Source organism: Arcobacter defluvii, assembly GCF_013201725.1.
Classification (GTDB): domain Bacteria; phylum Campylobacterota; class Campylobacteria; order Campylobacterales; family Arcobacteraceae; genus Aliarcobacter; species Aliarcobacter defluvii.
In genome coordinates this window covers 282,931-300,188 of sequence record NZ_CP053835.1, presented here as the reverse complement: position 1 = coordinate 300,188, position 17,258 = coordinate 282,931, and the positions used below count along the sequence as shown (strand labels likewise).

Here is a 17,258-nt window from a genome sequence, read left to right as displayed (position 1 = left end):
TACAAATAGGAATTTTTCCTATTTGTATTTATATATCAGGTGTAATATCTATATCATCTTCAATTAATAATTTAACTGTTGAATTTTCTCCTGTTCCTGTATAAACATTGTAGTTTATACCATCTAATTGTTCTGTTCCTGCATTTGACCAATCACTTGGATTATCAAGTTCAATCATATCTCCATCATCACCTTTGATTATTAATTGTTTATCTTCTTGAACTAACATATCTTCTAACTCAATAGTTATCTTATCGTTAGTAGAATTTTCTAAATTAATTACATCTGTATTTTTTGTGATAACAGTTGTTAAATCAATATCTTCACCCATTAAGTTTTGAATATTTGATGTTTCTTCTTGAACAATTTTTACACTTGCACTAACATCAAATGATGTTTTATCTCCATCTGAATCTGAAGCATTTACTTTAAATGTTTCCACTTCTTCTACAAAATTTGATGATTTTGCATAATATTGATAATCACCTGTTTCAAAATCAAATGTAAACTTAATATTATTATCACCTAATAATAATCCATCTTCAGGGAAGTCATCTTTTGTATATTCTTTTCCATCTACTTCTATACTATCTATAGAAATTTCGCCATCTCCTCCAACAACATTATTAATTACATTTCCATCAACTAATAACTCTTGTACTGTATCTTCAAGAGTGCTACTTAAGTCATTTGCATTACTAATAATAATTACATCTTCATCTGGATTTTGTGATATTTCTCTCATATAAGTATTTAATTCATTTGTTCCTATGCCTATAGAATATGTTTTATCAATATCTAATTTTTTCCAATCATTAACTATTTTATCATTTACATCTGTTGTGTTTTTCCCATCTCCATCTCTTTCCCAAGTTGTTATTTTTTTAAGTTGAGACCATGACCATTCAGTTTTTTCATACATTCCATAAGTTGGTACTCCATCTGATACAAAATATGAAATTGTTTTCCCATCTAATGGTGCTGGATTATTTTCTAATGCAGTAATATTTTTTAATAACGCATCATCATAATTTGTTCCACCACCAGCACTAATTGCATTAATTAAACTAATAGCTTTAGAAGGATCTACCCATACACCTTTAATATCACCATAAGCATTAAACACATTTAATAATACTTTAACTTCACCTAAATCATCATATTTGTTTATCAAATTAACCATTGCAGCTTTTGCTAAAGCAATTTTATCACCTTTCATACTTCCTGAATTATCTATTGTTAAGACTAGATTATATTTAAATTCTTGCATATTAACTTGCTCTGATTCATTAACAGCATAAATTGTTGCATCCGAATCAGTTGTTTTAGCAGAAGAATTATTACTTACCTCTGTCGATTTCGCTGTGATTTGTAAATCTACATATTTTACTTCAGATGGAACAGTCATTTTAATATTACTATAATTTATTGATGTTCCACCTTGAGGTACAATTACTTCCCAAATTCCATTTCCAAGATTTGTCATATTTGCTAAATCAAATGTTGCCCCTTCTGGTACTCCACTTATTTGTACAGTTAAAGTTTCACTTCCATCTGTATCTACTAAAGCTGCAGTTATATCAACTTCATAATTTATTGTTGTAGTAGTCGTTTCAACTTTTTCTATACTTCCAAAAGTAGAGCCATCACCAAAGACAATACCTTCAATATTATTAATTCTCATACTTCCTACGAAATTACCATTATCATCATATTGTGTTATAGTAAAATCAACTCCTGTTCCTGAATTATTAACTATATGATTACTTGAATCAGTAATTACATAATATTCTCTAGCTTTACTTAAATATATGATATCTGCATCACCAGCACTATCATTTATTGCATTATTTGATCCTCTAATATCTCCTAATATTACATATACATCATTTCCAGACATTCCTTCAAATTTTGCATTACCCCATTGTCCACCAAAATCTCCATTTAACACTATAATATCATCAGAGTTTGTTGTTTTAAGATAATCATTGCTATCCATATTTTCATTTATAACTACACTTGAACTATTAGTTGAAGTGCTATTTGTTATTCCACTTAACTCTGTATATGAATCTTTATTTGCGATTATTTCAGATATATTATATGTTTTATTCCCCACTTTAACAATAATTTCATTTGTTGTAGAAAGTGTTTCAATTTTAACAACGTCAATACTTGCTATTGGAGCATCTGCAACTGCAATTATTTCAATAGATGTTGTATATTCATCACTATAATTTCCATTTCCATCACCTACTTCAAATTTAAGTTCTCCATCAATATCACTATTAGAAGTAGGTTCAAATATTAATTTTCCAGTACCAACATCTGCTAAAGAAATAATTTGACCTTCATAAACTTCAATTTTTGTATCTTGAGTTACTGTGATTAGATTGCCTTCTTTATCAATAATTGTTTCACCTTCTGTAACTAATAAATAAAGTTTACCGCTTTGTAAACTTGGCAACTCTGTAATTTTAAACTCTGTTGTATTAACTGAAATATTTCCAAAATCACTTACTTTAAAAATATATGATGTATCTTCATTTGTAGTTATACTATCATCAGAAGATTCTAGAACTGGTGAAAAATCAAAAGTTTCTTCAACTTGTTCAACTTTTTCATAATTTCCACCATTAATTGAAATTACTTTTACAACAACATTTGATAAATCACCTAAATCTTTGCTATCAACAGTTAATGTAGCTCTTCCTGTTGCATTTATAGCCACATTTTCATATGTTATGCCATTTATTTCAATTGTTGCAGTTGCTGTTCCTTGAGGTGGATATTTTTCATCTAATTGAATACTAAATGTAACTTCTCCTCCATCAGTAATAATATCAGTTAAACTTGTATCAACAACTTCTTTATATGAAATTTTGTTAATCAAATAATCATCATCATAATTAGGTGCAGTAAATTCAACTTGATCAAATGCTACTAAATTTCCATTTGTATCAGTTAATTCAAATGTATAAGATAAATCAACTCTATCTGTTCCACCCTGCGCTTCTACAGATTTTATTAATTCACCATCAACTGAATAATAATTTACTTTTGCTTTTGTATTATCTCCTCCACCTGTAACTTCTGCATAACCTAGAATTTGACCATCTTTTATAAAAGTAACTCTAGCTGTTTCACCATTATGTCTCCAAGCAAAAGCAACATCTAATGAATTTACATCTTTATCAAAAGTAAGAACAATCTTTTCACTTTCTCCATTTCCAAGATTACCTAACTCAGTTGATGCACCACTTCCAGTAGTTTTTCCATATACACCAAATCCATCATGATTTGTACCTTTTACAACAGAAATTTCTTTATTATTTCCTTTTGTATCTGTTGCATAAATTGATACTCCTGTTAAATCATCAAATTCAGTATCTACATCTATTATTTTAGGTGAAGTTGCAGTTGCAGTTACAGTCATACCAATAGGATCAACATCATCATTAATTGTAATTTCTGTTTTTTTATCACTTATATCTATTTCAGAATTTGATATATCTGTTATAGATACTTCAAAAGTTGTTGTTCCTTGTTTATAATAGTCATCTATTCTATCTGTTTCAATATATATTGTATTTCTTGGAGTATATTCACCTGCATAAATAGTAACTTGTTGCCCATCACTTAATGTTATTTTTATGTCTTCATTAAATACTTTATCAATACTAATAGATACCGTTCCTATTACTTTATCTCCTGTTGCAATTCCACTTTCTTTTTCAGATACGATGCTACCTGTTATTGTAATTACTGGAACATCTTCATCTACATCTGGATTATCACTTCCTCTATCATCAAGGATTGTTCCTGTTCCTGTTGCTGTTTTTGTTGTAATTTGTGTATTTATTGTTGTTGCTGTTAACAGTACTGTTTCATCAGGCTCTGTTATTGCATCATCTATTACTGTTACTTTTACAAGAATTGAAGATCCATCTGCTGGAAGAGTTACTTTTCCTGTAGCTGGTACATCTAACCAAGTTGTTCCACCATCTGTTGAGTATTGTAATGTATTTTCATAATCACTACCTCTTGTTGCTGTTCCACCTGTTGTTAAATCTACTTCTACATCTGATCCAACTGCGTTTGATAGTTTTACTTCATATGTTAAAGTTGCTCCATCTGCTTCTTTTACACTTCCTGCATCACTTACTAAGATATTTGCTTTTATATCTTCATCTACATCTGGATTATCACTTCCTCTATCATCAAGGATTGTTCCTGTTCCTGTTGCTGTTTTTGTTGTAATTTGTGTATTTATTGTTGTTGCTGTTAACAGTACTGTTTCATCAGGCTCTGTTATTGCATCATCTATTACTGTTACTTTTACAAGAATTGAAGATCCATCTGCTGGAAGAGTTACTTTTCCTGTAGCTGGTACATCTAACCAAGTTGTTCCACCATCTGTTGAGTATTGTAATGTATTTTCATAATCACTACCTCTTGTTGCTGTTCCACCTGTTGTTAAATCTACTTCTACATCTGATCCAACTGCGTTTGATAGTTTTACTTCATATGTTAAAGTTGCTCCATCTGCTTCTTTTACACTTCCTGCATCACTTACTAAGATATTTGCTTTTATATCTTCATCTACATCTGGATTATCACTTCCTCTATCATCAAGGATTGTTCCTGTTCCTGTTGCTGTTTTTGTTGTAATTTGTGTATTTATTGTTGTTGCTGTTAACAGTACTGTTTCATCAGGCTCTGTTATTGCATCATCTATTACTGTTACTTTTACAAGAATTGAAGATCCATCTGCTGGAAGAGTTACTTTTCCTGTAGCTGGTACATCTAACCAAGTTGTTCCACCATCTGTTGAGTATTGTAATGTATTTTCATAATCACTACCTCTTGTTGCTGTTCCACCTGTTGTTAAATCTACTTCTACATCTGATCCAACTGCGTTTGATAGTTTTACTTCATATGTTAAAGTTGCTCCATCTGCTTCTTTTACACTTCCTGCATCACTTACTAAGATATTTGCTTTTATATCTTCATCTACATCTGGATTATCACTTCCTCTATCATCAAGGATTGTTCCTGTTCCTGTTGCTGTTTTTGTTGTAATTTGTGTATTTATTGTTGTTGCTGTTAACAGTACTGTTTCATCAGGCTCTGTTATTGCATCATCTATTACTGTTACTTTTACAAGAATTGAAGATCCATCTGCTGGAAGAGTTACTTTTCCTGTAGCTGGTACATCTAACCAAGTTGTTCCACCATCTGTTGAGTATTGTAATGTATTTTCATAATCACTACCTCTTGTTGCTGTTCCACCTGTTGTTAAATCTACTTCTACATCTGATCCAACTGCGTTTGATAGTTTTACTTCATATGTTAAAGTTGCTCCATCTGCTTCTTTTACACTTCCTGCATCACTTACTAAGATATTTGCTTTTATATCTTCATCTACATCTGGATTATCACTTCCTCTATCATCAAGGATTGTTCCTGTTCCTGTTGCTGTTTTTGTTGTAATTTGTGTATTTATTGTTGTTGCTGTTAACAGTACTGTTTCATCAGGCTCTGTTATTGCATCATCTATTACTGTTACTTTTACAAGAATTGAAGATCCATCTGCTGGAAGAGTTACTTTTCCTGTAGCTGGTACATCTAACCAAGTTGTTCCACCATCTGTTGAGTATTGTAATGTATTTTCATAATCACTACCTCTTGTTGCTGTTCCACCTGTTGTTAAATCTACTTCTACATCTGATCCAACTGCGTTTGATAGTTTTACTTCATATGTTAAAGTTGCTCCATCTGCTTCTTTTACACTTCCTGCATCACTTACTAAGATATTTGCTTTTATATCTTCATCTACATCTGGATTATCACTTCCTCTATCATCAAGGATTGTTCCTGTTCCTGTTGCTGTTTTTGTTGTAATTTGTGTATTTATTGTTGTTGCTGTTAACAGTACTGTTTCATCAGGCTCTGTTATTGCATCATCTATTACTGTTACTTTTACAAGAATTGAAGATCCATCTGCTGGAAGAGTTACTTTTCCTGTAGCTGGTACATCTAACCAAGTTGTTCCACCATCTGTTGAGTATTGTAATGTATTTTCATAATCACTACCTCTTGTTGCTGTTCCACCTGTTGTTAAATCTACTTCTACATCTGATCCAACTGCGTTTGATAGTTTTACTTCATATGTTAAAGTTGCTCCATCTGCTTCTTTTACACTTCCTGCATCACTTACTAAGATATTTGCTTTTATATCTTCATCTACATCTGGATTATCACTTCCTCTATCATCAAGGATTGTTCCTGTTCCTGTTGCTGTTTTTGTTGTAATTTGTGTATTTATTGTTGTTGCTGTTAACAGTACTGTTTCATCAGGCTCTGTTATTGCATCATCTATTACTGTTACTTTTACAAGAATTGAAGATCCATCTGCTGGAAGAGTTACTTTTCCTGTAGCTGGTACATCTAACCAAGTTGTTCCACCATCTGTTGAGTATTGTAATGTATTTTCATAATCACTACCTCTTGTTGCTGTTCCACCTGTTGTTAAATCTACTTCTACATCTGATCCAACTGCGTTTGATAGTTTTACTTCATATGTTAAAGTTGCTCCATCTGCTTCTTTTACACTTCCTGCATCACTTACTAAGATATTTGCTTTTATATCTTCATCTACATCTGGATTATCACTTCCTCTATCATCAAGGATTGTTCCTGTTCCTGTTGCTGTTTTTGTTGTAATTTGTGTATTTATTGTTGTTGCTGTTAACAGTACTGTTTCATCAGGCTCTGTTATTGCATCATCTATTACTGTTACTTTTACAAGAATTGAAGATCCATCTGCTGGAAGAGTTACTTTTCCTGTAGCTGGTACATCTAACCAAGTTGTTCCACCATCTGTTGAGTATTGTAATGTATTTTCATAATCACTACCTCTTGTTGCTGTTCCACCTGTTGTTAAATCTACTTCTACATCTGATCCAACTGCGTTTGATAGTTTTACTTCATATGTTAAAGTTGCTCCATCTGCTTCTTTTACACTTCCTGCATCACTTACTAAGATATTTGCTTTTATATCTTCATCTACATCTGGATTATCACTTCCTCTATCATCAAGGATTGTTCCTGTTCCTGTTGCTGTTTTTGTTGTAATTTGTGTATTTATTGTTGTTGCTGTTAACAGTACTGTTTCATCAGGCTCTGTTATTGCATCATCTATTACTGTTACTTTTACAAGAATTGAAGATCCATCTGCTGGAAGAGTTACTTTTCCTGTAGCTGGTACATCTAACCAAGTTGTTCCACCATCTGTTGAGTATTGTAATGTATTTTCATAATCACTACCTCTTGTTGCTGTTCCACCTGTTGTTAAATCTACTTCTACATCTGATCCAACTGCGTTTGATAGTTTTACTTCATATGTTAAAGTTGCTCCATCTGCTTCTTTTACACTTCCTGCATCACTTACTAAGATATTTGCTTTTATATCTTCATCTACATCTGGATTATCACTTCCTCTATCATCAAGGATTGTTCCTGTTCCTGTTGCTGTTTTTGTTGTAATTTGTGTATTTATTGTTGTTGCTGTTAACAGTACTGTTTCATCAGGCTCTGTTATTGCATCATCTATTACTGTTACTTTTACAAGAATTGAAGATCCATCTGCTGGAAGAGTTACTTTTCCTGTAGCTGGTACATCTAACCAAGTTGTTCCACCATCTGTTGAGTATTGTAATGTATTTTCATAATCACTACCTCTTGTTGCTGTTCCACCTGTTGTTAAATCTACTTCTACATCTGATCCAACTGCGTTTGATAGTTTTACTTCATATGTTAAAGTTGCTCCATCTGCTTCTTTTACACTTCCTGCATCACTTACTAAGATATTTGCTTTTATATCTTCATCTACATCTGGATTATCACTTCCTCTATCATCAAGGATTGTTCCTGTTCCTGTTGCTGTTTTTGTTGTAATTTGTGTATTTATTGTTGTTGCTGTTAACAGTACTGTTTCATCAGGCTCTGTTATTGCATCATCTATTACTGTTACTTTTACAAGAATTGAAGATCCATCTGCTGGAAGAGTTACTTTTCCTGTAGCTGGTACATCTAACCAAGTTGTTCCACCATCTGTTGAGTATTGTAATGTATTTTCATAATCACTACCTCTTGTTGCTGTTCCACCTGTTGTTAAATCTACTTCTACATCTGATCCAACTGCGTTTGATAGTTTTACTTCATATGTTAAAGTTGCTCCATCTGCTTCTTTTACACTTCCTGCATCACTTACTAAGATATTTGCTTTTATATCTTCATCTACATCTGGATTATCACTTCCTCTATCATCAAGGATTGTTCCTGTTCCTGTTGCTGTTTTTGTTGTAATTTGTGTATTTATTGTTGTTGCTGTTAACAGTACTGTTTCATCAGGCTCTGTTATTGCATCATCTATTACTGTTACTTTTACAAGAATTGAAGATCCATCTGCTGGAAGAGTTACTTTTCCTGTAGCTGGTACATCTAACCAAGTTGTTCCACCATCTGTTGAGTATTGTAATGTATTTTCATAATCACTACCTCTTGTTGCTGTTCCACCTGTTGTTAAATCTACTTCTACATCTGATCCAACTGCGTTTGATAGTTTTACTTCATATGTTAAAGTTGCTCCATCTGCTTCTTTTACACTTCCTGCATCACTTACTAAGATATTTGCTTTTATATCTTCATCTACATCTGGATTATCACTTCCTCTATCATCAAGGATTGTTCCTGTTCCTGTTGCTGTTTTTGTTGTAATTTGTGTATTTATTGTTGTTGCTGTTAACAGTACTGTTTCATCAGGCTCTGTTATTGCATCATCTATTACTGTTACTTTTACAAGAATTGAAGATCCATCTGCTGGAAGAGTTACTTTTCCTGTAGCTGGTACATCTAACCAAGTTGTTCCACCATCTGTTGAGTATTGTAATGTATTTTCATAATCACTACCTCTTGTTGCTGTTCCACCTGTTGTTAAATCTACTTCTACATCTGATCCAACTGCGTTTGATAGTTTTACTTCATATGTTAAAGTTGCTCCATCTGCTTCTTTTACACTTCCTGCATCACTTACTAAGATATTTGCTTTTATATCTTCATCTACATCTGGATTATCACTTCCTCTATCATCAAGGATTGTTCCTGTTCCTGTTGCTGTTTTTGTTGTAATTTGTGTATTTATTGTTGTTGCTGTTAACAGTACTGTTTCATCAGGCTCTGTTATTGCATCATCTATTACTGTTACTTTTACAAGAATTGAAGATCCATCTGCTGGAAGAGTTACTTTTCCTGTAGCTGGTACATCTAACCAAGTTGTTCCACCATCTGTTGAGTATTGTAATGTATTTTCATAATCACTACCTCTTGTTGCTGTTCCACCTGTTGTTAAATCTACTTCTACATCTGATCCAACTGCGTTTGATAGTTTTACTTCATATGTTAAAGTTGCTCCATCTGCTTCTTTTACACTTCCTGCATCACTTACTAAGATATTTGCTTTTATATCTTCATCTACATCTGGATTATCACTTCCTCTATCATCAAGGATTGTTCCTGTTCCTGTTGCTGTTTTTGTTGTAATTTGTGTATTTATTGTTGTTGCTGTTAACAGTACTGTTTCATCAGGCTCTGTTATTGCATCATCTATTACTGTTACTTTTACAAGAATTGAAGATCCATCTGCTGGAAGAGTTACTTTTCCTGTAGCTGGTACATCTAACCAAGTTGTTCCACCATCTGTTGAGTATTGTAATGTATTTTCATAATCACTACCTCTTGTTGCTGTTCCACCTGTTGTTAAATCTACTTCTACATCTGATCCAACTGCGTTTGATAGTTTTACTTCATATGTTAAAGTTGCTCCATCTGCTTCTTTTACACTTCCTGCATCACTTACTAAGATATTTGCTTTTATATCTTCATCTACATCTGGATTATCACTTCCTCTATCATCAAGGATTGTTCCTGTTCCTGTTGCTGTTTTTGTTGTAATTTGTGTATTTATTGTTGTTGCTGTTAACAGTACTGTTTCATCAGGCTCTGTTATTGCATCATCTATTACTGTTACTTTTACAAGAATTGAAGATCCATCTGCTGGAAGAGTTACTTTTCCTGTAGCTGGTACATCTAACCAAGTTGTTCCACCATCTGTTGAGTATTGTAATGTATTTTCATAATCACTACCTCTTGTTGCTGTTCCACCTGTTGTTAAATCTACTTCTACATCTGATCCAACTGCGTTTGATAGTTTTACTTCATATGTTAAAGTTGCTCCATCTGCTTCTTTTACACTTCCTGCATCACTTACTAAGATATTTGCTTTTATATCTTCATCTACATCTGGATTATCACTTCCTCTATCATCAAGGATTGTTCCTGTTCCTGTTGCTGTTTTTGTTGTAATTTGTGTATTTATTGTTGTTGCTGTTAACAGTACTGTTTCATCAGGCTCTGTTATTGCATCATCTATTACTGTTACTTTTACAAGAATTGAAGATCCATCTGCTGGAAGAGTTACTTTTCCTGTAGCTGGTACATCTAACCAAGTTGTTCCACCATCTGTTGAGTATTGTAATGTATTTTCATAATCACTACCTCTTGTTGCTGTTCCACCTGTTGTTAAATCTACTTCTACATCTGATCCAACTGCGTTTGATAGTTTTACTTCATATGTTAAAGTTGCTCCATCTGCTTCTTTTACACTTCCTGCATCACTTACTAAGATATTTGCTTTTATATCTTCATCTACATCTGGATTATCACTTCCTCTATCATCAAGGATTGTTCCTGTTCCTGTTGCTGTTTTTGTTGTAATTTGTGTATTTATTGTTGTTGCTGTTAACAGTACTGTTTCATCAGGCTCTGTTATTGCATCATCTATTACTGTTACTTTTACAAGAATTGAAGATCCATCTGCTGGAAGAGTTACTTTTCCTGTAGCTGGTACATCTAACCAAGTTGTTCCACCATCTGTTGAGTATTGTAATGTATTTTCATAATCACTACCTCTTGTTGCTGTTCCACCTGTTGTTAAATCTACTTCTACATCTGATCCAACTGCGTTTGATAGTTTTACTTCATATGTTAAAGTTGCTCCATCTGCTTCTTTTACACTTCCTGCATCACTTACTAAGATATTTGCTTTTATATCTTCATCTACATCTGGATTATCACTTCCTCTATCATCAAGGATTGTTCCTGTTCCTGTTGCTGTTTTTGTTGTAATTTGTGTATTTATTGTTGTTGCTGTTAACAGTACTGTTTCATCAGGCTCTGTTATTGCATCATCTATTACTGTTACTTTTACAAGAATTGAAGATCCATCTGCTGGAAGAGTTACTTTTCCTGTAGCTGGTACATCTAACCAAGTTGTTCCACCATCTGTTGAGTATTGTAATGTATTTTCATAATCACTACCTCTTGTTGCTGTTCCACCTGTTGTTAAATCTACTTCTACATCTGATCCAACTGCGTTTGATAGTTTTACTTCATATGTTAAAGTTGCTCCATCTGCTTCTTTTACACTTCCTGCATCACTTACTAAGATATTTGCTTTTATATCTTCATCTACATCTGGATTATCACTTCCTCTATCATCAAGGATTGTTCCTGTTCCTGTTGCTGTTTTTGTTGTAATTTGTGTATTTATTGTTGTTGCTGTTAACAGTACTGTTTCATCAGGCTCTGTTATTGCATCATCTATTACTGTTACTTTTACAAGAATTGAAGATCCATCTGCTGGAAGAGTTACTTTTCCTGTAGCTGGTACATCTAACCAAGTTGTTCCACCATCTGTTGAGTATTGTAATGTATTTTCATAATCACTACCTCTTGTTGCTGTTCCACCTGTTGTTAAATCTACTTCTACATCTGATCCAACTGCGTTTGATAGTTTTACTTCATATGTTAAAGTTGCTCCATCTGCTTCTTTTACACTTCCTGCATCACTTACTAAGATATTTGCTTTTATATCTTCATCTACATCTGGATTATCACTTCCTCTATCATCAAGGATTGTTCCTGTTCCTGTTGCTGTTTTTGTTGTAATTTGTGTATTTATTGTTGTTGCTGTTAACAGTACTGTTTCATCAGGCTCTGTTATTGCATCATCTATTACTGTTACTTTTACAAGAATTGAAGATCCATCTGCTGGAAGAGTTACTTTTCCTGTAGCTGGTACATCTAACCAAGTTGTTCCACCATCTGTTGAGTATTGTAATGTATTTTCATAATCACTACCTCTTGTTGCTGTTCCACCTGTTGTTAAATCTACTTCTACATCTGATCCAACTGCGTTTGATAGTTTTACTTCATATGTTAAAGTTGCTCCATCTGCTTCTTTTACACTTCCTGCATCACTTACTAAGATATTTGCTTTTATATCTTCATCTACATCTGGATTATCACTTCCTCTATCATCAAGGATTGTTCCTGTTCCTGTTGCTGTTTTTGTTGTAATTTGTGTATTTATTGTTGTTGCTGTTAACAGTACTGTTTCATCAGGCTCTGTTATTGCATCATCTATTACTGTTACTTTTACAAGAATTGAAGATCCATCTGCTGGAAGAGTTACTTTTCCTGTAGCTGGTACATCTAACCAAGTTGTTCCACCATCTGTTGAGTATTGTAATGTATTTTCATAATCACTACCTCTTGTTGCTGTTCCACCTGTTGTTAAATCTACTTCTACATCTGATCCAACTGCGTTTGATAGTTTTACTTCATATGTTAAAGTTGCTCCATCTGCTTCTTTTACACTTCCTGCATCACTTACTAAGATATTCACAATTTGGTCTGCTTGATTAGCAGCTATAGCCGCTGTATTTCCTGTTTCAACAGGAATAGTTGAAATAGATTCACTCAAATTTTCCCATATTGCACTATCTGCAATTCCATTTAAAGAATCTGAAATAGAACCAAATATTGAATTGAATGTAGAACCATTAGATGTTGCTCCTCCTTGTTCTCCACCAGCTGCAGCGGCATCAAGTGTTTCAACTAATGATTGAAAATCAGAAATTATTGCTAATTTATCATTCCCATTTCCTGATCCTAATTCAACTGGTTTAGATAATAAAGCTTCTAATCTATCTATTATTTCACTGCCATTAAATGCATCATTATCAACTATATTATCAACATCTTTCTCATTAACTGTTTTATTAATTATTACTAAAGTAGGATTTTCCATACCTTCAACATTTTCTTGAAGAAGAGGAACTATTCCTTTTAAGTCAACTTTAATAGTTTTACCATCAATTTTAAACGTTAATTCTACTGATTGCTGATTATCTTTAAAATTTAAAACATAACTACTAAAACCATTAGAAAATATATATTGTTCACCTTTATTAACATTAAACTGTAAATCTTTATTTAAATCTACAACTTTATCTTGACCTTCAGACTTTATAGTTAACTTCATTTGATTACTCCATTTATATTTTAAATAATTTTTTATGCACTACTCTATTGAATAATCTTACAAAAATAAAGTCTCTAAAAAGTTTTTTAATTTATTATTTAATGAAGAAAAAGATAATTGTACTCAATTATCTTTCATGTAAGGATTCTTGTTTAACTTTAAGTATAGGTTTCAAAATAAAATCTAAAATTGTCTTTTTCCCTGTAACAATATCTACTGTAGCTATCATTCCTGGAATAATTGGTAGTTTTTTACCTTTTCTTTCTAAATAATTTTTATCAGTTTTTACTAATACACGATAATAACTTTTTCCTTCTTTTGAATCTTTATCAACAATTGTATCAGCTGAAATTTCTACAATTTTCCCTTCTAATCCACCATAAATTGAAAAATCGTATGCTGTAATTTTAATAATTGCTTTTTGACTTGGATTAATAAAAGCTATATCTTTAGGATCAATTTTTGCTTCAACAACTAAAGCATCACTCAAAGGAACTATTTCTATTAAATCCATTCCTGATTGAACAACTCCACCTATTGTATTGAAATTCAATTGTTTTATAATTCCATCAACTGGAGATGTAATTGTAGTTTTAGCTACTTTATCCCTATCACCTATCAATTTTGCTTCAAATCTATTTATTTGACTTACCGTTTTTTGTAACTCAGTTGAAGCTTCAGATTTAAAAGTATTTATTTTTTCTTGTATTCTATTTTGTGCCTCTGAAATTGCATAATTTGATCTAGAAATTGAAAGCTTAGCAGTTTGTAGATCACCCTTTGTCTGATTGTACTCTTTTTCTATATCAAGTAAATCATAATTAGATTTAATTCCTCTTTCAACCAATTTTCTAATAGTTTTTCTTTGCTGTTCTATAAAACCTAAACTATCCGTTAATTTTTTTATTGTACTTTCTATTTCTTTTAACTCTTGTATTTTTTGACTTTCTTGATTTTGAAGTACATTTATAGAAGATTTTAATTCTCTAAATCTATTTTCTAATAACAATTTTTCATTAATATCATATCGAGAGGAATCACCTAAAACTTTTTCATCAAATTTTAATTCTGGTAAATCCTTTTCTATATTTATTGTTGATTCTATTTCTAATCTTGCTTTTAGAGCTAATAAAGATAAATATTCTTGTCTACTTTCTTCTAAAGTTGCTTGAAATCTTGTTGTATCTATTTTCATCAAAGGATCATCAAACTTTACAATATCCCCTTCTTTAACAAAAATTTCAGAAATAATTCCACCATCTAAAGATTGTACAGTCTGAATTTTATCTGTTGGAATTACTTTACCATTTCCTCTTGCTAATTCATCTATTTCAGCTAAACTTGCCCAAAGTAAGAAAATCAAAAATATTCCAGTAATAAGCATAAAAATTACTCTACTTACTGAGCTTGGTTTTTCATTTGAGTTTGAATAAGAAGTATAAATAAACTCTAAATCTTCTTCTTTTTTGTCTCCTAAACCATATAAATTTTTAAAATCATTTAATATTTTTGAAAAAAAACCTTTTTGTTTTTTGATCTTTCTTTCTACTTTTTTATTATCTTCATTAACTTTTAACGTTTCTCCTGACATCTGTAAATGTTCAGCATTTTTCATTGGAATATCTTTTTTGTCAATAGTATTCATAATTTAACCTACTTTTGTAGTAAATACTTCATCTTTTGGTCCATCAACAATGATTTTACCATTTTCAACTATTATAATTCTATCAACTAATTGAAGTAAAGATGTTTTGTGAGTTACAACTATCAAAGTTTTTTCACTTACAATATTTTGTAATCTATTAATAAAAGATTTTTCAGATTGTCTATCCATTGAGTTTGTTGGTTCATCTAACATTATAATATTTGGGTCAGAAATTAAAGCACGAGCTAATGTTACAGATTGTCGTTCTCCTCCTGAAAGCCCATCGCCTCGTTCTCCCACTAATAAATCATATCCAGCTTCATGTTTACCTAAAAATTCATCTAAACCTGCAACTTTTGAAACCCTTAATAACTCTTCATCCGAAACATACTGTTCACCAATAGTTAAATTGTCTTTTATTGTACCCATAAATAAAAATGGCTCTTGAGGAACACTTCCAATAGAATGCCTTAAATCTGTAGGATCTATTTGTCTTGTGTCTAATCCATCAATTAAAACTGAACCTTTTGTTGGTTCATACAAATTCATAATAAGTTTTAATAATGTTGATTTACCTGAACCAATTTTTCCAAGAATTGCAACTTTTTCACCTTGTTTTATTTTTAAATTAATATCTTTTAATGTTTGGTGATTTTGATCTTTATATGAAAATTGAACATCTTTTAACTCAATATCTCCTCTTAAATTAGGACGACTTATATATGACTTATTCTCTTTCTCAACAGGCATTCTCATTACTTCATCAAGATTATTTAAAGAAAGCATTGTTCTATCAAATTTTATAATCATACCAACAAGTTGGGAAATTGGTGCAATTACTCTACCATTTAATATCATTGCAGCAATTATTGCTCCCATCGTGATTTCACCATCTTGCGCTAAATAAACTCCTGCAGCTACTATTGCAATATTTGAAAATTGTGAAATAAAGGCTGTAAAATAACTAATTGTTTGAGATAAAAAGTGACCTTTATCAGCAAAATATACTGTTTTATTTATTGAGTTATCCCAATGTGTTTTCATTCTATTTTGAGCTTTTACACTTTTTATAATTTCTAATCCAGAAACAGTTTCAATAAGTGTAGTTTGTTTTATTTGTTCTTCTTTTACAGATTTTTCAATTATTGTTTTTAATGGTCTTTGTAAATACCAAGATAACAATAAAGATATAATAACAGTCGTAATTGTAATATATGCTAAGGGTCCCGCAATAAAAAATATAACTAAAATAAAAATTAAAACAAAAGGTAAATCAACAATTGCTGCAATTGTTGCACTTGTAAAAAATTCTCTTACACTTTCAAAAGATTGTAACCTACTCACAAATTGACCTGTTGATGCAGGTTTTGACTCAAGTTTAATATTTAATAAATGATTAAATATTTTATTTGCCATAATTGTATCTGCTCGCTTACTTGCAAGTCCTAAAAAATAAGAACGTAATACCTTTAATAATAAATCAAAAATCATAACAAGAGAAATTCCTATAAATAAAGCCCACAATGTTTCTATTGCATTATTTGGAAGAACTCTATCATATACATTCATCGTAAATAAAGGAGTTGCTAATATAAAAATATTAATAAATAATGATACAGCAACTACTTGTTGATATATTCCTTTATTTCTCTTTAAAGTACCCCAAAACCAATTTTTAGGATTATCTACAACAACTTCTTTTTCAATTCTATTATTAAAATTATATTCAGGTTTAATAATTATTACTTCACCAGTATATTCACTTTCAATTTTTTGAATAGTCATTTGAGTTTCACCTGCGATTAATCCAGGTAAAATAACTTGAGCTACACCTTCTTTCAAATTATAATCAACTAAAACACAAGCTCTATTTTTATCTAAGATTAAAACAGAAGGCAATGCAAGTTTAGTAATATCTTTTACTTTTTCTCTTTTTACTGTTTTAGTAACTAAGCCTATTCGAGAAGCTGCTTGATGGAACATAGAAATGTTCATTGATTTTTTATGTATTGGTAAACCGAAAGTTAGAGATTCAGCAGATGTTTCTCTGTTGTGATATTTAGATAAAAAAAGTAGACAACCTAACAAGTCATCTACTTTTCTTCTATCTTTTAAATTTCCTAATGTTTCATTTTCTATTAAATTAGAGTCATTATTTTCCAATAT

The 17,258-nt window shown here is 31.5% G+C and carries 3 protein-coding genes; all 3 read right to left on the bottom strand.

Annotated features, from left to right (window positions below; all coding sequences use genetic code 11):
• Positions 1-28 precede the first annotated feature (28 nt).
• Entirely contained in the window at positions 29-13,447 is a 13,419-nt protein-coding gene (locus ADFLV_RS01575; RefSeq protein WP_172658745.1) for a Calx-beta domain-containing protein, read from the bottom strand.
• Between the two features lie 127 nt (positions 13,448-13,574).
• Positions 13,575-15,092 carry an HlyD family type I secretion periplasmic adaptor subunit gene (locus tag ADFLV_RS01570; RefSeq protein WP_129010306.1) on the bottom strand — a complete coding sequence of 506 codons (1,518 nt, stop codon included), beginning with the start codon at positions 15,090-15,092 and terminating at the stop codon, positions 13,575-13,577.
• Between the two features lie 3 nt (positions 15,093-15,095).
• On the bottom strand, positions 15,096-17,255 hold the full coding sequence (locus ADFLV_RS01565; protein WP_014473016.1) for a type I secretion system permease/ATPase: 2,160 nt from the start codon (positions 17,253-17,255) through the stop codon (positions 15,096-15,098).
• Positions 17,256-17,258 lie beyond the last annotated feature (3 nt).